The 18,244-nt window shown below is 61.4% G+C and carries 15 protein-coding genes and 1 pseudogene; 7 read left to right on the forward strand and 9 right to left on the reverse strand.

All coding sequences use genetic code 11. From position 1 onward, the window contains the following. Positions 1–215 precede the first annotated feature (215 nt). Complete coding sequence (speE, locus tag AC06DU_RS19045; RefSeq protein WP_226427952.1) at positions 216–1,073, forward strand: polyamine aminopropyltransferase; 858 nt, start codon at positions 216–218, stop codon at positions 1,071–1,073. Positions 1,074–1,172: 99 nt separating this feature from the next. Here speE and AC06DU_RS19050 read toward each other — a convergent pair whose 3' ends face one another. Further along, on the reverse strand, positions 1,173–1,784 hold the full coding sequence (locus AC06DU_RS19050; protein WP_046344822.1) for a PH domain-containing protein: 612 nt from the start codon (positions 1,782–1,784) through the stop codon (positions 1,173–1,175). 196 nt (positions 1,785–1,980) lie between these two features. After that, a complete protein-coding gene (locus tag AC06DU_RS19055; RefSeq protein WP_228911232.1) occupies positions 1,981–2,790 on the reverse strand; it encodes an outer membrane beta-barrel protein in 810 nt (269 codons plus the stop codon). 567 nt (positions 2,791–3,357) lie between these two features. Between AC06DU_RS19055 and AC06DU_RS19060 the strand changes: the two genes are divergently transcribed. Further along, the gene (locus AC06DU_RS19060; RefSeq protein WP_046344826.1) at positions 3,358–4,032 is read left to right on the forward strand and encodes an RIO1 family regulatory kinase/ATPase domain-containing protein; all 675 of its coding nucleotides are present in this window, start codon (positions 3,358–3,360) and stop codon (positions 4,030–4,032) included. 359 nt (positions 4,033–4,391) lie between these two features. Here AC06DU_RS19060 and AC06DU_RS19065 read toward each other — a convergent pair whose 3' ends face one another. Both AC06DU_RS19065 and AC06DU_RS19070 read right to left on the reverse strand, forming a co-directional pair. Beyond that, complete coding sequence (locus tag AC06DU_RS19065) at positions 4,392–6,374, reverse strand: beta-N-acetylglucosaminidase domain-containing protein (protein ID WP_478203029.1); 1,983 nt, start codon at positions 6,372–6,374, stop codon at positions 4,392–4,394. A gap of 452 nt (positions 6,375–6,826) precedes the next feature. Next, the gene (locus tag AC06DU_RS19070) at positions 6,827–7,165 is read right to left on the reverse strand and encodes a P-II family nitrogen regulator (RefSeq protein WP_016904463.1); all 339 of its coding nucleotides are present in this window, start codon (positions 7,163–7,165) and stop codon (positions 6,827–6,829) included. A gap of 191 nt (positions 7,166–7,356) precedes the next feature. Here AC06DU_RS19070 and ubiK point away from each other — a divergent pair, with 191 nt between their 5' ends. Beyond that, positions 7,357–7,635 carry a ubiquinone biosynthesis accessory factor UbiK gene (ubiK, locus tag AC06DU_RS19075; protein WP_167764405.1) on the forward strand — a complete coding sequence of 93 codons (279 nt, stop codon included), beginning with the start codon at positions 7,357–7,359 and terminating at the stop codon, positions 7,633–7,635. 15 nt (positions 7,636–7,650) lie between these two features. Then, a pseudogene (locus tag AC06DU_RS19080) lies at positions 7,651–8,505 on the forward strand (YifB family Mg chelatase-like AAA ATPase); the annotation flags it as partial. Positions 8,506–8,756: 251 nt separating this feature from the next. Here the strand turns inward: AC06DU_RS19080 and AC06DU_RS19085 are convergent. Both AC06DU_RS19085 and AC06DU_RS19090 read right to left on the reverse strand, forming a co-directional pair. Next, entirely contained in the window at positions 8,757–8,990 is a 234-nt protein-coding gene (locus tag AC06DU_RS19085; protein ID WP_372164522.1) for a hypothetical protein, read from the reverse strand. A gap of 33 nt (positions 8,991–9,023) precedes the next feature. Next, positions 9,024–9,212: a hypothetical protein gene (locus AC06DU_RS19090; RefSeq protein ID WP_478203030.1), complete on the reverse strand. Its 189-nt coding sequence runs from the start codon at positions 9,210–9,212 to the stop codon at positions 9,024–9,026. A gap of 246 nt (positions 9,213–9,458) precedes the next feature. On the opposite strand from AC06DU_RS19090, the gene AC06DU_RS19095 reads away from it, so the two are divergent. The 3 genes from AC06DU_RS19095 to AC06DU_RS19105 all read left to right on the forward strand — a co-directional run bounded on the left by AC06DU_RS19095 (position 9,459) and on the right by AC06DU_RS19105 (position 13,583). After that, positions 9,459–11,909, forward strand: a complete 2,451-nt coding sequence (locus AC06DU_RS19095) for a hypothetical protein (protein WP_372164526.1) — start codon at positions 9,459–9,461, stop codon at positions 11,907–11,909. Positions 11,910–11,912: 3 nt separating this feature from the next. Further along, positions 11,913–12,980 (forward strand): hypothetical protein, encoded by a 1,068-nt coding sequence (locus AC06DU_RS19100; protein ID WP_372164527.1) that lies wholly within the window; start codon positions 11,913–11,915, stop codon positions 12,978–12,980. A 330-nt stretch (positions 12,981–13,310) separates the two neighbouring features. Beyond that, a complete protein-coding gene (locus tag AC06DU_RS19105; RefSeq protein ID WP_372164528.1) occupies positions 13,311–13,583 on the forward strand; it encodes a BPSL0761 family protein in 273 nt (90 codons plus the stop codon). 143 nt (positions 13,584–13,726) lie between these two features. Here AC06DU_RS19105 and AC06DU_RS19110 read toward each other — a convergent pair whose 3' ends face one another. The 3 genes from AC06DU_RS19110 to AC06DU_RS19120 all read right to left on the reverse strand — a co-directional run bounded on the left by AC06DU_RS19110 (position 13,727) and on the right by AC06DU_RS19120 (position 17,773). Next, on the reverse strand, positions 13,727–14,185 hold the full coding sequence (locus tag AC06DU_RS19110; RefSeq protein ID WP_372164529.1) for a hypothetical protein: 459 nt from the start codon (positions 14,183–14,185) through the stop codon (positions 13,727–13,729). Between the two features lie 65 nt (positions 14,186–14,250). Beyond that, positions 14,251–16,230, reverse strand: a complete 1,980-nt coding sequence (locus AC06DU_RS19115; protein WP_372165851.1) for an XVIPCD domain-containing protein — start codon at positions 16,228–16,230, stop codon at positions 14,251–14,253. 892 nt (positions 16,231–17,122) lie between these two features. Further along, a complete protein-coding gene (locus AC06DU_RS19120; protein WP_372164531.1) occupies positions 17,123–17,773 on the reverse strand; it encodes an imm11 family protein in 651 nt (216 codons plus the stop codon). Positions 17,774–18,244 lie beyond the last annotated feature (471 nt).

Below are 18,244 nucleotides of genomic sequence, written 5' to 3' on the forward strand. Positions count from 1 at the left end.
CAAAAAGGGCGTGAAGTGTAACGCCTGGCACGCGCAGGGTCCGTTACAATCCGCGCCGACTTCACGCCCTGCTCCTGATTGGAGCGGGGTTGGCGGGGGTTCGGGATGGCCGCCAGCAGCTTGCCTGTGCGCGGCTGCGCCCGACCCTCATCCGGCGCTTCGCGCCACCTTCTCCCAAGTGGGAGAAGGAACAGCCCCATCTTTCAGGACCTTGCATGAGCGCCAACGACAACTGGTACATCGAACACTTCCAGCCGACCGGCTCGGCGATCGGCTTCCGCATCAGCGGCAAGCTGGACGAGGTGCAGTCCCCGTTCCAGAAGATCGAGATCTACCAGACCACCGACTGGGGCAAGCTGATGCTGATCGACGGCGCGGTGATGCTGACCAGCCGCGACAATTTCTTCTATCACGAGATGATCAGCCACCCGGCGCTGTTCACCCACGCCGCGCCCAAGCGCGTGGTGATCATCGGCGGCGGCGACTGCGGCACCCTGCGCGAGGTGCTCAAGCACCCGGGCGTGGAAAGCGCCACCCAGTGCGACATCGACGAGCAGGTCACCCGCATGTCGGAGAAGTATTTTCCCGAGCTGTGCGATTCCAACCACGATGCGCGTGCCGAGCTGCTGTTCGACGACGGCGTGGCCTACATGGCCAACTGCCCGGCCGGCAGCGTGGACATCGTGATCGTCGACTCCACCGACCCGGTCGGTCCGGCCGAGGGCCTGTTCAACAAGGCCTTCTACGAGAGCTGCTTCAAGGCATTGAAGGACGACGGCATCCTGGTGCAGCAGTCCGAATCGCCGCTGGCGCTGCTGGAGCTGATCAAGGAAATGCGTACCGAAATGGGCAAGGCCGGCTTCCAGTCGTTCAAGACCCTGCCCTTCCCGCAGCCGTGCTACCCGACCGGCTGGTGGAGCGTGACCATGGCCAGCAAGCAGGCCAACGCCGACTTCGCCTTCCGCCTGGACGCTGCGCAGGCCAAGGGCTTTGAGACGCTGTACTACACCGCGCACCTGCATACCGGCGTGCTGGTCGCACCGCCGTTCGTGGCCAAGGCGCTGGGCGAGTAAGCGCGGCTCACGCACCGTAGCGCGCCGCCAGCGGATGCGGGCGGCGCGCCAGTAATCACGGCCAGGCCGGGCCGTGACCAGGCAACCGTGCCGAGCGCCCTACAACCGCGCCAGCACCTCGGCCTTCTTGGCGTCGAACTCTTCCTGGGTCACTAGCCCCGCATCCAGCAGCTGCTTGAGCTTGCTCAGCACCTGGATCGGATCGTCCGCGGCCGCTGCCGTGCTCTGCGGTGACGAGGACGCGCTGCCCTGCGCGGTGGGTGCGTGCACCACCACGCCACCTGCCGATGCGCGCAACTTGTCGAACTCCAGCTGCTGGCGCTTTTCGTAGGCCGATTCCTCCACCTGCTGCGCATAGGCGTAGACCCGCCGGGCCTGCTTCTTGGGCAGGCTGTCGATGGACAGGTAGCCGCCTTGCGTGGTGCGGCACATGATCGTCGCTCCCAGCATCTGCTCGCTCATGTGCACGTCGAGCACCTCGCGCCAGGGGACATCGCGAAACGTCATCCCGAACAGCGTGGGGTGCACCACGATGAATCTGCGAGTGGTCAGCACCACCGCGGCCGGCGACAGGTTCACCACCATTTTCTTCTGCACTGCGATGTACTCGACCTGCTCGTCCCGCGTCAGCAGCTCGTTCACCTTGGGCAGGATCTTGCCCACGGCCACCGGATCCTGCTCATCGGTCAGGAATTGCGTAAAGACCTCCATACCTTCCTCGTCGTGATCGCCTGCGCCGCAGCGTTGTCTTGTATGACACCACATCCGTGCCTTCGTGGTCCCGATCAGCGTTCCGACCAAGCGTGCGCAGTACCGGATCACTGAGCGCTTCATACAGCCCCAACGGCAACAAGGCGGATGTCGCCATCCGCCTTGCTGTGTGCACAACGCTGTTTTTAACGCCGACTCAGAAGCGGATTTCGGCGCCGACGCTCAGCACTTCGGCACGATTGATGGTGATGTCTTCGTAGTCGTCGTAGTACTCGTCGGCGTACAGGTAGTTGGTATAGAGGGCGCTCAGACTGAAATGCTTGCCGATATCCACACCGAGGCCCGCACCCAGATATGCGCCGTAGACACGCTCGGTGTAATCCTCGCCTTTTGCCTCGCCGCCCCAATAGCCCGCGCGTACCAAGGCGAACACGGGGGTATTGCCGAAGTTGAAGCGCGCCGTTGCACCGATGCTGCCGAAGTCCACTGTCGGAATGACGACAAAGCCATCCGCATCCTTCGAACCGTCGACCTTTCCGGTGGCCACTTCAATGCCCACCAGCGTGACCGGACCAGCACGCCAGCGGTAACCGACGTTGAAACCTGCCATGTCCTGCTTGTTGCCCTCGAACACCTTGGCGTCGCCGGCCTGCGCGCCCAAGAACATGCCGCTCTTGAGGCGCGGCTCTTGTTCGCGTGGTGCAGGCGCAACGTAGGCAGGCGCCGGTGCGGGCGGTGCCGCCACTGCAGGCGTCTGTGCCGTCACCGTGGTGAATCCGCCGGTTTCGCCGGCTGCACTGGCTTGCACTGCCGTCTGTCCTGCGGAGGTACCGTCCTGCGACGGGCCGGACGGTGGCGCTGCCGGTGCGGTGGCCCCCTGGGTGCCAGCCTGCTGCTTTTGCTGTTGCCGATAGGTGTCCCAGCCACGCGACAACGACTGTGCGGCCGCGTCGGAAACGCAGCCCAGCGCCGTGCAGGCCAACAGCCATGTTGCGGTCCTTTTCATTGCATTCCCCAATGAGTCGTCCTCCATCGTCCCCGCATCCATGCGCACGCAGGCATGACCTGGCGGCGTCCGGAAGTGGCGCAGTTGCTGTCCCATTCGGGGGCTTTCCCAGCATCACCGGATCGTGCGCGTACTCGGCTTCAGGCATCGTCCGCGTGGACGTGCCGGTACTGACGTGTGATGCAGCCCCCTGACCGCAGCCGGCACAGTGAATCGAGTCTCAGCAGCTGTCAAGAAGGGCTGTGATCGCTGACCATCGGTGCGCACAGTGCGCGGCCAGCTGCCCCGAGAAGCGCTGCTGCCGACGGGTACGGCGTGCGCTGCGCTCCACGCACGCACGCCCGCTGCAGGCAGCGCGTCGTATGGACATATCGACAAGATTGACCGCAGCTGACGCGGCAAGCTATTGATTCTTCGAGCCGTTCCACTCCCGGAACATTTCATTTGTTAAACAAATGTAATTTCAGCACTCGCAAGTTCTAAAATTCACCGGACCGATCCCCCGCGATCATCGTGAACCTGCCAGACGCGTGATTCCTCCGCGCCGCCAAGGTCCGGAGACTTGCCATGCATTACCAGCCGCTGGACACCTCCAGCCTGCAAATCGTCACGCCCGTGCTGCTCAAGCAGGGCACCCGGCTGCTCGAGCCCAACGTCTATCGCACGCATCTGGATGGGCAGCTGGCGGTGGTCAAGGACTACAGCCGCTACCGCCGTACGCTGCTGGCGCCGATCGCGCGGCTGATGGTGCGGCACGAGGCCAAGATGCTGGCCCGCCTGCACGGCTGGCGGCACGCGCCGGCCCTGCTCGGCACGCTGGGCGGGCTGGCGTTGGGCATGGAGTTCATCCCCGGCGACACCCTCAGCGCCAGTGCGGTGGTCGGCCAGGAAGTGTTCCAACAATTGCAGCAGGCGCTGCGCCGCCTGCACGCCGTCGGCATCACCCACAATGATCTGCACGGCACCAATGTGGTGATCAGTGCCGGCGTGCCGGTGCTGATCGATTTCACCTCGGCCTGGCGCTTCCCGCGCTGGTTGCGGCGCGGCACGCTGGCGCGGCAACTGCAGCGCAGCGACCTGGCCAATTTCCAGAAGATGCGCCAGCGCCTGGCCGGGATCGCGCCGACCGCCGACGAGGCCGCACGCAGCGCCGAGCCGCGCTGGGTACGCACCATCCGCGGCAGCTGGAAGCGGCTGTATCGGCACCTGAAGCGCGACGCGCAGCCAACCAGTGCCGACTGAAACCCGCTGACCGGCAGGCCACGGCCACCCGCCGCCAATGCAGCGCGCGCCGGGCGCGATGCCTGGCCGGTGACGTGCAACAGCGCCCTGCATTCAGCACCGGCGTTGGCACCTGCGCAACAACGCATATCGATCTGCGTCCCGCGTGCTGATCCGGTGACGCGGGCCACTCCCACCGGGCTGCAAGCCTGGCCATCCCGATGCCACGCCAACAGTGCGCCGATCTTCCTGGCGAGCAAGCGCCAGGCGGTGCGCAACGGCGCGGGAGGAATCGCCGGGGACAGGGGTATACGCCGACGCAGCGCACCGGCGGCGCCCTCCAGGCGGCTAGCCGGTCGTCCGGTCGCCGCCCCGGCTCCTCACTGCGCGCTTGCCGCTTTGGCTGTCGACGGCGCGCGGTAGGCGATCAACTGCGGTGCGTCGGCGACGAAGCGGTCCAGCACGCCATCGGCGATCTTGACCGGGCCACCGAAGCGCGTGGCGCCGGGGATCGAGGGGATCGCCGCGGCTTCGGCGGCGATCCGCTTGGCATCGGCAAACGCAACTGCTGCCTGCGCGTCACCGCGATTGGCGGCATCCAGCCCGGCTGCGGTCTGCTGCAGCGCGCGGCCCCAGCCTTCCATCGCCTCCAGCCAGGGGCGCGATTGTTCCGCAAAGCCCTTGTCGGCTACGCCTGCGCGAATGCTCTGCGGCGCGGCCGCGAACGCGTCGGCCGTACGCGCCAGCTCGGCGATGGCCTGGCTGCGCGCTGCCGCATCGCCGAGCGCGATCGCCTCGCGCACATGGTCGAGCACCGCCTTCAGGCGCGGCGCCTGTTCCTGCCACGGCTGGCTGCCGAAGGTCGGCGCCAGATGCTGGGTATCGAAGAAGGTCAGCAGCGCGGCGGTCACCTGCGCGTCGCCACCGGCCAGGTCGCGCGCGGCCGCATGCCAGGTGCGCTGGGCGTCGTAGCCGGTGTCGTTCCAGGCGAAGGCGGTCAGCCCCATCACCGCCACCCGGCTGGGCACTTCCTGATTCATCGGGTTGGAGACGATGCCGGACAACTCCGCCGACAGGCCGGCCTCGCGCCGCGCGTACGGCGCCATCAGCAGGCGCCCGGCCGAGGTTTCGAAATCGTTGACCGGGTAGTTGTCCCACAGCAGCGTCTTGCGGCCGAACGCCTTGGTGGCCGCGCGTGCATCGGGAATGGAAATGGCCGGCGGCACCACGTCGGTGCCGGTCCACTGCACCACGATCTTCGGGTCCAGATGCTTGCGCAGCGCTTCCTTGTACGGGCTTTCCTTGGCGTCGTAATACTCGGTCGGCACCATGATCAGCTCCGAGGCTGCATCGTGGCGGGCGACCAGATCGGCCTGCACCAGGTTGAGCAGATGCGACTGCGCGATACCGGCCGCCTGCGCGCCGGACGCGCCGAAGGTGGTCTTGTCGCGCTCGCAGTTCCATTTGGTGTATTCGATATCGTCCAGCGCCACGTAGAAGCTGCGGACGCCCAGCGCACGGAAGGCATCGAACTTGCGCAGCAGCGCCTTGGCATCGGCCGGATCGGAGAAGCACACCGTCGGCCCCGGCGAGATCGCATAGACGAAGTCGACATGGTTGCGCCTGGCGGTGGCCGCCAGCTTGCCCAGTGCCTTCAGCGTCGCGGCCGGATACGCCTCGCGCCAGCGATCGCGCGCGTACGGGTCGTCCTTGGGGCTGTAGATGAAGGTATTGGCCTTGCTGCGGGCGAGAAACGCGATGTGCTTGCTGCGGTCGGCCATCGACCATGGCGCGCCGTAGAAGCCTTCGATGGTGCCGCGGATCGGCATCGCCGGATGATCCTGGATCGCCAGGGTCGGAATGGCCGGGCGCTCGACCAGCTGGCGCAGCGTCTGCGCCGCATGGAACAGCCCGTCTTTGTCATGACCAGCCAGCGTGATCAGGCTGCCGGTGCCGAGCGCCACGCTGGCAAGCGTATAGCCCTCCTTGTGGGTGTCCTGCACCGCCTTGCTGCGGGTCAGCGCATCGCGCACCACTGCCGCCTCGCCGGTGCCGAGCACGATGTGCGGGCGGTCGAGCGTGGCCGGCAGACGCGCCGCGGTGGCGATCTTGGTGACGCCGGCCGTACCGAGGATGCGGCGTACCAGCGCGACCGATTCCGGATCCGAATCCGGCGCCGCCACCAGCACCACTGACTGACCCAGCGTGACGGTGCCGCCCTGCAGCGTGATCGAGACCGGGGCGGGGAAGATCGCCGGCTGGGTGACCGGCTCTGCCAGCGCGGGGACTGTTGCCGCTGCCAGGCCTGCTGCCAGCCAGAGCGAGAGCGGGCGCAAGCCCGACTTCCTATCGCGTCGCTTCATCCCCGAACTCCGGTATTGAAATGGTATTAGGCCCTAGAGTAGGCAAGTCGTCGCGTGGCGACAAGCGGGCCCGACCTCACGACATTTCCTCAGGGAAGAACGGCAGGCTACGTGACGGCACAACGCTGAGGCCGCTGCTGGCCTCAGGCGCCGGATCTGATCTGCGGTATTGAAATGGTATGAGCACACGCGTGGGCGTGGTACCGCTCGGGTCATGTCGCGGGCCAACTGCCCCGGATGAGGTTGCGCCCGGGGCACCGTCTCGCAAACGCGTCGGCCATCGATGCCAGATGTCGCCTGCCCACGGCGAACAGTGACCCACGACGCAGTGGCGGACGCCGTGGCGCTGCGTCGCGGCAATCGGCCGATGACGGGTGCGGTATCTCAGCAATCGGCTAATCGCCTGAGTACCAACGGCGCGGCAGCGGCCAAAGGCGCTGCCCGCTGACGCCTTACAGCGCGTCGCTGTCCAGCTCGCCGGTGCGGATGCGCACCACGCTGCCCAGGTCGTAGACGAACACCTTGCCGTCGCCGATCTTGCCGGTCCCGGCCGCGGTTACGATGGCTTCGACCACGCGCTCGGCCTGGTCGTCGGTCACCGCCACTTCGATCTTCACCTTGGGCAGGAAATCGACCACGTATTCGGCACCGCGATACAGCTCGGTGTGCCCCTTCTGGCGCCCGAAGCCCTTGACCTCGGTGACCGTGATGCCTGCCACCCCGCAGCCGGCGAGCGCTTCGCGCACATCGTCGAGCTTGAACGGTTTGACGATGGCCATGATCATTTTCATCGGTGCAGATCCAGCGGCATGACAGGGCGCGCAGCATACCGTGGACGGCCGTAACACTCACCCGGCAGCGTGCGCCCGTCACCGCGGCCGACAGTCGAATGGGACTATCCTTACCGCCTGCCGACTGCCTTGCCGATGTCCCGCGTGTCCCGGCCTGCACTAGGCTTCCTACGGACCTGCGGAGAACACCCATGATCGATTTCAACCAGCTCGACGACCTCGCCCGCCGCCTCAGCGACCTGGTGCCGCCGGGCCTGCGCCAATCGCGCGAAGAACTGCAGAGCACCTTCAAGGGCGCGCTGCAGGCCGGCCTGGGCAAGCTGGACCTGGTCACCCGCGAAGAGTTCGACGTGCAGCGCGCGGTGCTGCTGCGCACGCGCGAAAAACTCGAGGCGCTGGAGCAGGCCGTGGCCGCGCTGGAAGCCCGCGCACCCGCGACGCCGCCCACAGCGCCACCTGCCGCTCCCTGACCGGGGCCGTCCACCATGAGTCTGGCGCTGGTGCACAGCCGTGCCCGCGTGGGGGTGCATGCACCTGAGGTCCGGGTGGAAGTGCATCTCTCCGGCGGGCTTCCCTCCACCCAGATCGTGGGCCTGCCCGAGGCTGCGGTACGCGAATCGCGCGAACGCGTGCGTGCGGCGCTGCTGTGCGCACAATTCGAATTTCCCGCCCGGCGCATCACCATCAACCTGGCCCCGGCCGACTTGCCGAAGGAAGGCGGCCGCTTCGACCTGCCGATCGCCCTCGGCATCCTGGCCGCCAGCGGGCAGATCGATCGTCAAACCCTGGCCGACTACGAGTTTCTCGGCGAGCTGGCGCTGACCGGCGAATTGCGCGGCGTCGATGGCGTGCTGCCGGCCGCCCTGGCTGCCGCGCAGGCCGGGCGACGGCTGATCGTGCCGCTAGTCAATGGTGCCGAAGCGGCTGTCGCCGGGCACGTCGAGGCCTTCACCGCGCGTACGCTGCTGGAAGTCTGCGCCGCGCTCAACGGCAGCCAACGGGCGCCCGCTGCCGAGGTGGTGATTCCGGCGCTCGGCGCGCGCGCGCTGCCCGACATGGCCGATGTGCGCGGCCAGCCGCACGCGCGTCGCGCGCTGGAGATCGCCGCTGCCGGTGGTCACCATTTATTGCTGGTCGGCAGCCCTGGCTGCGGCAAGACCCTGCTCGCCTCGCGCCTGCCCGGCCTGTTGCCGGAATCCAGCGAGGCCGAGGCACTGGAAACCGCTGCCATTACCTCGGTCAGCGGCCGCGGGCTGGATCTTGCGCGCTGGCGGCAGCGGCCCTACCGGGCCCCGCACCATACCGCCAGCGCGGTCGCATTGGTCGGGGGCGGCTGTCACGAATCACGATTGACGCGACTGAGTCATGAAAAAAGCGACTGGGTTTGACAAAGGCATCGCGGGTCCGATCCTGCTGCGCCAAGGCTAAAGGTGGAGGGCAACGCGGCATTTGCATTCTGAATCCGCAACAAGGCCGCGCTCGGCAGCGGTGGCGCTCTCCGACTCGGCGATCGGAGGGCTGCAAGCGACACCGAAGCCGGGCAGGAATGCGGGTGATCGCTAACGCCCATGCAGAAGCTTGCACTGGTTGCTTAGTTCCACTTTTGGTGACAGCTATAGATAGGGGGATCATCCTTGTAGTACGTGATACGACGGGACGCGCCAAACCACTGGCACAGCTTAGTCAGTGGAACGACGGTACCTTCGGCTTTCAGGCCATGATGGACCGAGAGCTTCAGCTCTCGCCCTTTCCCAGCAGAGACGCCAGCTTTGTCGGGGCGCGGATCCAGCATCGCCTCGCCATAGGTTTCCTGCAAATCCTTCACCTGCCGCTCGTACTGCTCACGAACGTCCTCGGGTTATGCCCGCAAGACGTTCTCCATGCCTCGCTTGACATCCTCAACCCGGCTTTCGATCTCGGTCGGGATCAGGTCGAACTGGGTGCTGGAAGGAGCAACCGTCGTCTTGCTTTGGATGACCTCAAGAACCAGCGCCGACCTACGCCGCGCGGTCCAACGCTTGATCTCTTCGTCCATCATTTCGCTCACCGGTATCCCCTTCGGGAAAATTAACACCTGAGCAGGAAATCAGTGGGTCACTACACTGACGGCAACGCGTAGGCAGATTCACACCATCTCTCTTGAGGGCGGGGCGTATCTCCCGTCAGGCTCGCTGTGAACCGGTCCTGCTGGTCAGGAAAGCTTGGAGTGCCTGCCATGCCTGAACCCGATGCACCCGAATAGTGCAGACCCCGAACCGCTGCCAAGAACGCATCCCTTGGAAGCAACAAATCGATGATCTATATTCCTCGGTTGTTGTCAGCAGGCCAATTTGGCCAAGGAAGCAAGATGGCGTCCGTGGGGGAGGTGCTGGAATCGATCAGAGATAAAGTCCAGAAGACAAAGTTGTCTCAGGCGCAGCAGCAACTCGAGTCGCTCATCATAGATTTGGGTCCGACTGAGGCAGAAAAGTGGCTCCCGAACATTGAGTCGACAATTGCTCTCTTCTTCAAGAAGCGCAGGAAGGAGCTCAATGCGACGTTGGATGGAGTGCGCCAGAAGGGTCGAACTGGTGATAAGCCAGCGGACGGAACCCACGAAGCAACGGCTCAGGATCTTGCCCAATTCCTTTCGCAGTTGCAGGAGGAGTTGGATGAACTATCTGAGCTTCATATATTTCAATGGCCGACATACTATCGAGATTGGGTAGGCACCACGGTCGAAAGACTTATTGATATGCCTTCTGCTATTAGGCACAAGGCCCTAGATGCTTTCCAAGACCGCGTCCGGAGCCATTCGAACCACATTTTCGAGAAAGGCTTCAGATTTAAGGTCCATGAGCAAGGACGTTCGGAAGAGGCTGCGCAGGCGACAGCTTTGTCCGGTGTCCAACGGTTCGCAGACCTCGCGATTGAGTACTACTCCGGTGGCACCATCAAGGAGAATAAGCCTGATCGCCGTGCAGCACTGCGAAAAGTCACATCAAGCCTTTTGACCGGAATTTTGTCCGGCTTTATTAAATGCCAGTTTCAGTCCAAGACGGGCGCACAGCTGCTCGCATCTAGTCGTGTGCGCTGGTTTCACTATTTGACATTTATTGACGCGAGTGGAATTTCGCGTCTAGCGAGCGACATGGGAGATGGCTCCATATCGACAACCTTGAAGCGGCTCATCCGCCCCCTGGCTTGTGCGTTGGACAAGTGCGCACAGATGGAGACCGCATCTGCGCCCTTGCCTCAACTGAGTCAGTATTTTCATGAGAAAAAGCGGCTGGAAGTGCTTGCGGTATCATCGAATGCAGCAAGAAACGGCGGAAAAGCAGAGATCTTCGCGCTTCTAGACGCTGAGAATCCCCCTCTGTTGGATCTCCGGGAGGCGGAGGCTCGTGAGACATCCCTCGTCATCTGTAATTTAAAGCCTGACGTGGCAAGGTCAACGCAGGCAGAAAGACTTCAGGATAGAGTCGTTGACACGAGCGAGAGCAACCAAAGCGCATCTCAGTTTGAACAGAGGGCGTGCGCAATCCTATCAGGAGCATTTAGCAAGTTATCACGACCCCATGCCGATGCTGTGCTTGAGCACAACTTTGCGCGGACGTTTCCTCTAAATAATCCTTTTCAATCCAGGTACTTTCATGTTGTTCGGAAGTCTGTCCGCAGTCTTTTGCAGGAGATTGAAGGCAGGAACGGCGTGCGCCTTTGGTGTAGCGCGCGTAGAAGCGGGAAGACGACAGCGTGCAACGACCTTAGTGGCTCACTAGCGTCGTCGGAGACCGTCTTTCAGACATGTGAGGTTCTCAAGGACGCAGATGTCTCCGGCAGGCTATATGGGTCCCTGCTGTACCACCTGGATAGCAAAACACCGATCCCTCGCACGTTCCTGGCAGACGCCATCGATGAGGTTCGTCAGGGTTCGGCCCCAGCGAGCAGGATCGTTCTAGTTATTGACGAGTACGAAACCTTGTTCGGCCGTTTACAGGGAGCTGTCAACTACAACGCCGATCTCAAGTACACCATTGCATTTCCGCTCCTGGATCAGCTTGTGGCTTTTGCCAAGGAAAACATGGTGGTTCTTGTGGGGCAGCAACCCAACGCTCACTTTGTTTTCATGGATCAGAACAAGCTAAGTGCATATGTCACGCAAGATTCGTTCCCCCTCTTCGATCATCAAACGAAGTCAACCGTCGGTGAGTTCGTTGACCTTCTTACAAAAGTTCTGTCCGAAAGGTTTGACTTCACTGCAAGCTTTGCTGATGGACTGTTTGAGGAGACGCGGGGACATCCTTACCTTACGGTGAACATGTTGGTTTCCTTGGTCGAGTGGCTCATTCGAACGCAAGTAAAGATAGCGGAAATCCGCTTTGATAGCAGACTACTGGCCAGGTATTTCACTGAAGAGCTGACATCAGAAAGGATCTCGTTGAATACGGAGTATCAGTTTTTTCTAGAAGCCGCAGCGGACGCTATGAGTGAACAAGGCAGGAGGTCAAACCCTTGGCTTTGGTCCATCTACAGGGCAATGCGCATGTTTGTCCGAGATTTCGGAGCGCAAGGATCCTGTGCTGCCGCGGATTTTTCTGAGCGCTACAACAAGCTTGGCCTTGATAGGCAGGGCGTGACTGCTCTCGACCTTTTGCGAACGGGAGACGATGCGAACTTCTTCCAAGTTGATGTGCATGGGTTTGTACGCGTCGGGATTCCTGTTCTTGCCAGGATCGCTGCAGCTGCTACTCCGAGGACAAATTGAATCATGAACCTGACTACAGTCGTATCATCTATTCTGGATGAGATGAAGCGGTATACAACGTTCCAGGTCGCAGTCTTCTGGCTTGACGAACAGGGCGATAGAGATCGCATGTGCAGCGACCTGACAGCGCTATTCATAGGATCCCGTGTTGTCCCCCATGTGCTCCGTAAGCCTCTATTCTCCGATCCGAACAGCTGGGCCGCTGATGCGATGTCGGTGATCGATGGACTGAAGGAGAAGGTGCAGGCGGCGAGTGAAGGCTGCGATCGAGATGCTCCGCTTGGGCTGGTCATTATTGCGCGCACTAAGTTGCGTGTTGCTCAGACCTCATCTCCTGCTACCGCTCCAAGTTGGTTGTCCGCGTACGGCGGGCGCGAGATCATGGTTGTGGCAAGGGACGTTCATTCGATTGGATGCTGTTCGCTGGAGGCCCCGGAGGCTGCAGTTGATGCGGTGAAGTCGTCGCTATACGAGTTGGAACTAGGGTTGCTCAAAGTCGCCAAGTATTTAGCTTCGCGGGAAAAGCATCATGGACAGAAGCTATGGGGAGAAGTTCTCAAGGAGAGATCGAAGCTAGATCGGAAGGCGCAGTTTTTTGATACATGGGCCGAAGGCGTGGGCACAGTGAGCGACGCACCTAGCTATAGACCAAGTCTCAAATTCGGGTGGTCTATTGTCTCGGCGATGTGGGACACATTTCTTAGAAGTTCGCCGAGCCAATTGCTCACCCGGTCTGAAGCGTTCGTTGAGTTCTTTGAAATTGAGGCGGACTGGATGCCTGCTCAACCGCTGCCATCGGCCCTGCTTCCAATTCTCTTCCGCGGATCGGAAGACCGTGAAAGAGGTGCAAACCTCGTCGCGGGGAGAAACCTGGTGCTTACCGTTGGATTGGCGTGCCAGTTGGTCACCGCAGCGGCTCACGCAGACCAATACGGAAAGGTTAATGCCGTCGCCCTTGAGGCAATCTCGAAGGACCTCCGCATGGTTCTATCCGCGGTGGAGCAGCGAACGGCTTGGCTAGCTCAGGCCGCCTTAGAGATGCAAGCCGAGGAACCTCGCCTGCCCGCTTAGGTGAGCCCTTAGACGAAGAAGGGATTGAGGAGAAAGTGCTGGCTACACTTGAGTTGGAAAGTGCCACTGTTGAGGACGTCAAGAGGCAGCTCGCATAGCTTCATCAGCACTCAGACGCTGCGCTGACTATAGGTGAGTTCCGCCACATACGGCGGAGACCACCCTTTGTGTTGCTCAACGGTGTCTGTCTTTTGGAAAGTAACACCTGAGCAAGAAATCAGTGGGTCATTACAATCGGTCAGGCTATCAACTCGACCTTGAACTCATCCTCATCCAGACTTCTTGTCAGCGCAGTAAGCTAAGGATTCCCTATTCTTGGAGTCAGCAGCGATGACCCTACCTGACGAACGTACGCGCAATGTCTTGCAAGCGGGCGCGTTCCTGAAAGAGCTTGCTGGTAACAAGGCTGTGCCCGAGGAGGTACGGCAAGAGGCCAATCGTTTGCTACGTCACTATCCGACACTCAGCGACATCGAGGTCATCGCCCAACGCGAAGAAGAGCTCTATCAGCTCGCTCCGTCAGTCCTACGCCGGCCTTATCTGACCTCCACTATTGAAGATGATTGGTTTCATGGCTACCCAAAAGGGCCGCACAAGGACTGAGCAGTAGCTCCTCAAAAGCCAACTGACCTCATCCTCGCGCTAGAACTCGCAGAACAGCGAACTCAGCCATCGGGACATCGCCGATCTAGAAGCGCGTCCGCGATGTCCCTTCGCTGACTGGGCAAGGGATGGTGTAGGCGCTGCTACATCGTGCGCTGTTGCGGGAGCTGCATGTGCCGCTTCTCAGCAGGCAAGAGAGAGCGCAGGAAATCGTGCCACTGGATGTTCTCGGCCTCACACCGCGCCTCAACCTGCTCAACAATCCAAGGCGAGTAGACCAGCACTGGTGCATTGCCTTCTGCGATGTCATCGACCGCTGCGCCGACGAGCCAGCCAAGTGCGGCTATCTCGTCATCAGTGCCGACGATAGGATCATCGTCCACTACGACTGTCCACAAATTTGCATCGTCACCTTCAACATACGCAAGAAGAGCTCCATCTTCCCCAATGAGTTCAACAATGATGTTGCGCTCGGCATCAAAAGCGGCCATCCAATCTTCAATCTTACTGGGGCCTGTGAGTGATCGCGCCTGCGCTGCTTCAGCTCTCTTGCGACGCTCCTTGAGCTTCGCTTTTCGTGCCGCATCCGATTTCTTTGCCATTGTTGCTCCTAGCGTAAAGCGTGGTGCAGATGCCTGCTTTCGATCCAATCAGCTACCTATCCCGGTTACGACATTATCGGCCCCTTCCTGCTCGGGTCATTCTGGGACTGATCACGTGCTTGCGCTAGCTCCTGCAGTCGCGTTTGTTCCTGCTGATCGCGTGCCTGATTTGCTGCCAGGTACTGTTGCTCGGGAGCCGCAGCCAGTGCCTCGCTAGTGGGCATATGCGCCCGGTTGGCGGCAGGATCCGGGGAGGCGCCTTGGCCTGCGCGTATCACGAACATGTTCACGCCGCCCGGAAGCTTGTCCGTCGGTAGGTTCAGCGCAACGTCGACCTTGTCACCGGGCTTGAATCCCCCCTCCACAGCCATTCTGTACGCGCTGGCAACCATGCGATCGCTATACTCATCCCACGGTTTGTTTGCGCTTTCGTCAAGCCTTGCGATGGATGAGCGTAGTTGCTCCACCAGCGCAGCGTCTTGCGGTTTTGGGCCAACCGCGCTCGGGCGATTCACGGATGGCTGCTCGTCTTCACGAGGATCGTGCGATGCAATAGAGTGCGCACCCATCTGCATTCCCGGTGCGGCGACCTGTTCTGTTTGTCCCGTGGACGCTGCGCGCCCCTGCGCATGATCGTCGTCCAGCGAAGACGAATGTCTCGGCGCTGCCTGCGGCGACGGCGCGCTGGGCAATGGGGTTTGCGTGGGCGGCGCGGCAGGCTGCTGTGTTTGAGGCGACTGCGTAGAGGGACTGGGTTGGGGGACGTTGGCAGGCATAGCCTGCTGCCGTTCTGCCTGCAATATCTCTGCTGCCGTCGTGGTCGCCCTGACCTCCATGCGGTCGTCGTTCTGGCCCACTACCGTGGCGATTGAGCCATCCTTCTGCAGCTGCAGGAAGAAGGGCATCTGCTTGCCCGTATCGCGCGCATGGTCTTGTGCAACTGCCGCCGTGGCGGCATCAATCTGCGCGTCAGTGCGCGTAATGCCAGCGCGGGCGTACATCCCGGCCACCTGGCTGTGCAAGTCGCTCTGCGTCGGCGTGGGATTGCTGCGGGCGACCTCCGCCATCGATGCCATGTCTTGCAGGCCGGCCTGCTGACTCTGCCAGGTACGGTTCAATTCCTCGCGCGTGTTGCCGGTTGCTGGATTGGTGCCATAGAACGTGCCGGGCGTGGTCCATTCGCCGCTGGCGTCGCGGGTGTAGGAGTTACCGTCAGAAGCCTGCAACGGCTGCGGTCGCATGCGCGCGTTCGTGATGGCCTGCGGCACTGGTTCTTGATTGGCGAACTCATTCCAGCCGAACTGGTTGTACGCGATCTGGTAGCGGGCCGCTATTGCTTCCGGCGTGTTGGCGGCGTTCTGCGCGATGATCGTCTGCGACTGGCTCTCCAGTGCGGTCGCACGCTCGGTGCTAATCGGGGCATTGCGTGTGATCGGTATCTTGCCGTCGATATTTTCCCTGATTTCGAGCTGCCACTGCCCGGTCTGCACATCGCGCACGTAGTCGCGGCCCGTTTCAAACGGTTCGCGCGGCGGATGCGTTTCGGCCTTGGCATCCAGGCGGTATGGATCCTGCGGCTTTGGTGGATTTGCCAGCCCGAGCGAATACGAGTCGTTCGCCGCGCAGTAATTCAGTTCGTCGGCAAGGCGGCCAGCGGCAACAAGCCGCGTTTCCTGAAAACCGCCGTTTGGCATCGGTGCGCTCACCGTGCGCGTCCAGGTGCCTTGAGGATCTTCCGGGTTGCGCGTCCACTCGTTGCCGCTGCGGTCTGGCTGTGTGTAGATCCGGTTGATGTCCTGCTTCTCGGCCCAACGTTCGCCAAGGTAGGCGCCCGCCACGCCGCCAGCCAAGCCAGTCGCCAGAGCGCCAGGCCCCGTCCACGACCCTGTGACGGCTCCGTAGCCTGCACCAAGCAGAAAGCCGCCTGCGATGCCGCCCGCATTGCGCCCAACGAAATGCGTGGCTGCCGACTCGGCGCCAGTGTCGTTGCCCTGCGTGCTTAGCTCGACAACGCGATGGCCGGTCACAGCGAAGTCGTAGGCCATCAGCGCTACGCCGGCCGCACCCGCGACACGAGCACCAGAGAGCCCGCGCGCTCCGGCAGCCTCTGCTGCAAGCCCTTCGCTTGCCACGATGCCGCCCTCGCCTGGGGCGCCGGGAAGCCGCGGTCCGGCGGGTGGCCGTGCGAGAACCGGGGGCATCTCCTGGGCAAAGGCGAGGCGTAGACGCGTTTCCACTGGTTCGGTGAGTGGCAATCGACCGGCTTGATTGGCATCGGCAATCGCTGTGCCGAGAGACTGCCGTCCGCCCCATCGATCACTGAGCGCGGAGACTCCGGGCTGATCGATCGCGTCCAGTGCAAGTTTGACGTTGCCTTCTGACTGGGTAACGGCGGCCCATCGCGCCTCTGCTGCTGACATCTTGCCGAGTTCGGCAATCTGCGTAGCATGGTTCCGCTGGTAGCCTTCGATGTCGCCGAAGAACGTTCGAATTTTTGCGTTGGCTTGCTCCGGCGTCATGCCTTGAGGCGTGTTACTTACAAGATCGCCGTTAACCAACCCGACCTTCAGCGTCTCGGTTAAACCATTGACTCTTGCCGCCATGCGCTGCGCTGCCGCTTCGTCACCACGCAGTGTCGCACGGCCATCCGGCGAGACCTGCAAGTCCCTAAGCGCAGTTCTGAGTTCATCTGTATATGCTCCGAGCGGCCCGCCAGGGTGTGGCGACAATCCCATCTTCGCAGCCAGCGCCTGATCAGCCGGCAAGTTAAGCATGTTGCTGGGGCCGTGGAGATCGAACAAACCGCTCTTTGAGAGCGACTGAAGTAATCGACTTTGTTTAAAAGCCGCTTGTTCGACAACGTGATGTCCTTGGAACGCCGGTATGTCAGCCATTGGCGAAATCCCACTTAAAGATCCGTTTTTAAGGATTGGCGAGTTATAGGTCTGCGGCGTCGCGCAAACGCACGCCATTCAAATTCGCAGCGTTCAATGCATCAAACAAGACGCGGTCGCAAATTGGTTCAACCCCAATACGCTCCTGTCGGAATATATGTGCACCAGCTACGACTTCCTCGTTAAAAATGAGACTGGCGCCCCCGGCCACACTGTAAAACTTGAGGTCTTCACCAGTTTGATGGTCATGCTCGTACTTGATTTTGACCCGCGACGCGTCCTCATTGAGTGCGTCGAGCGAGCGAATCACGTCGCACAAAAAGTACTGTGGGCCAGGCGAGCCATCCGCTAGCGTAAATTCGCACGAAGCAAATGCAAAACCGGAAGGATCAACGGATTCGAACACGTGCTTCAATGCCGCTGAAACTATCCAGATGCCTGCAATCTCCTCGAGATCTCTCGGCATCCCGCCTAATTCTGGCACATGAATCAAGTGTGGCCTCTCCGGATACTGGCTAGCTTCGCCGTTTGGAGGGTCCATCGTATTCATACCCGGATTTAGAAGTTTATCTTCGTTAGCGATCTCTATGCCTGGCCCTTGCCCATTGCCCCATAAACTAGGCTCAATGACAAAAAATTTATTTTTATGAGAAACACTTGCGATAGTAACAGGAACTACAGCTTGCTGATTCATAGAGTATTCCGTCATTTTTGCGTAGGCATTCAAAAATATCAGATTAGACTTAACTTACAAATACAGTATCGCGCAACCAAGTAGAGTACCGGCGTGGGACAACAGTACAGCCATTTTGAGTTGCGCAGAGCGTGCCGTGCTGCAGATCGAGATTAGCAACGATGCAATGGCCCCGCTAGATTTTGGTCTATTCCAAGTACATCTCCTGGAACGCCATGAACTCTCTCCTTCACAGCGGCGTCCATCCCCTCCTGAGTAATGCCATGTGGTTCCCGCGCATCTGGCCCTACCGGTGCTGCGCAACTCAAACGACCTGAGCACAATGGTTCAGTAACGGCGCCCACCTTTACCGGCGATGAAGCCATTGCCCGGCTGATGACCGGGTCGAGCAAGCGCGCAACGATTGCATGCCATATCCGCCCAAAGCCTGATTGGCTGGTCGGACGACGAGCGCCCGACCAGCCGCGCCTC

This window comes from Xanthomonas sp. NCPPB 3200 (genome assembly GCF_056393585.1).

What these genes read in the sequence shown, in the direction of transcription:
- speE (WP_226427952.1), top strand. Translation starts at nt 216, where the DNA reads ATGAGCGCCAACGACAACTGGTACATCGAACACTTCCAGCCGACCGGC.
- AC06DU_RS19050 (WP_046344822.1), bottom strand. Translation starts at nt 1,784, where the DNA reads ATGGAGGTCTTTACGCAATTCCTGACCGATGAGCAGGATCCGGTGGCC.
- AC06DU_RS19055 (WP_228911232.1), bottom strand. Translation starts at nt 2,790, where the DNA reads ATGAAAAGGACCGCAACATGGCTGTTGGCCTGCACGGCGCTGGGCTGC.
- AC06DU_RS19060 (WP_046344826.1), top strand. Translation starts at nt 3,358, where the DNA reads ATGCATTACCAGCCGCTGGACACCTCCAGCCTGCAAATCGTCACGCCC.
- AC06DU_RS19065 (WP_478203029.1), bottom strand. Translation starts at nt 6,374, where the DNA reads ATGAAGCGACGCGATAGGAAGTCGGGCTTGCGCCCGCTCTCGCTCTGG.
- AC06DU_RS19070 (WP_016904463.1), bottom strand. Translation starts at nt 7,165, where the DNA reads ATGAAAATGATCATGGCCATCGTCAAACCGTTCAAGCTCGACGATGTG.
- ubiK (WP_167764405.1), top strand. Translation starts at nt 7,357, where the DNA reads ATGATCGATTTCAACCAGCTCGACGACCTCGCCCGCCGCCTCAGCGAC.
- AC06DU_RS19095 (WP_372164526.1), top strand. Translation starts at nt 9,459, where the DNA reads ATGATCTATATTCCTCGGTTGTTGTCAGCAGGCCAATTTGGCCAAGGA.
- AC06DU_RS19100 (WP_372164527.1), top strand. Translation starts at nt 11,913, where the DNA reads ATGAACCTGACTACAGTCGTATCATCTATTCTGGATGAGATGAAGCGG.
- AC06DU_RS19105 (WP_372164528.1), top strand. Translation starts at nt 13,311, where the DNA reads ATGACCCTACCTGACGAACGTACGCGCAATGTCTTGCAAGCGGGCGCG.
- AC06DU_RS19110 (WP_372164529.1), bottom strand. Translation starts at nt 14,185, where the DNA reads ATGGCAAAGAAATCGGATGCGGCACGAAAAGCGAAGCTCAAGGAGCGT.
- AC06DU_RS19115 (WP_372165851.1), bottom strand. Translation starts at nt 16,230, where the DNA reads ATGGCCTACGACTTCGCTGTGACCGGCCATCGCGTTGTCGAGCTAAGC.
- AC06DU_RS19120 (WP_372164531.1), bottom strand. Translation starts at nt 17,773, where the DNA reads ATGAATCAGCAAGCTGTAGTTCCTGTTACTATCGCAAGTGTTTCTCAT.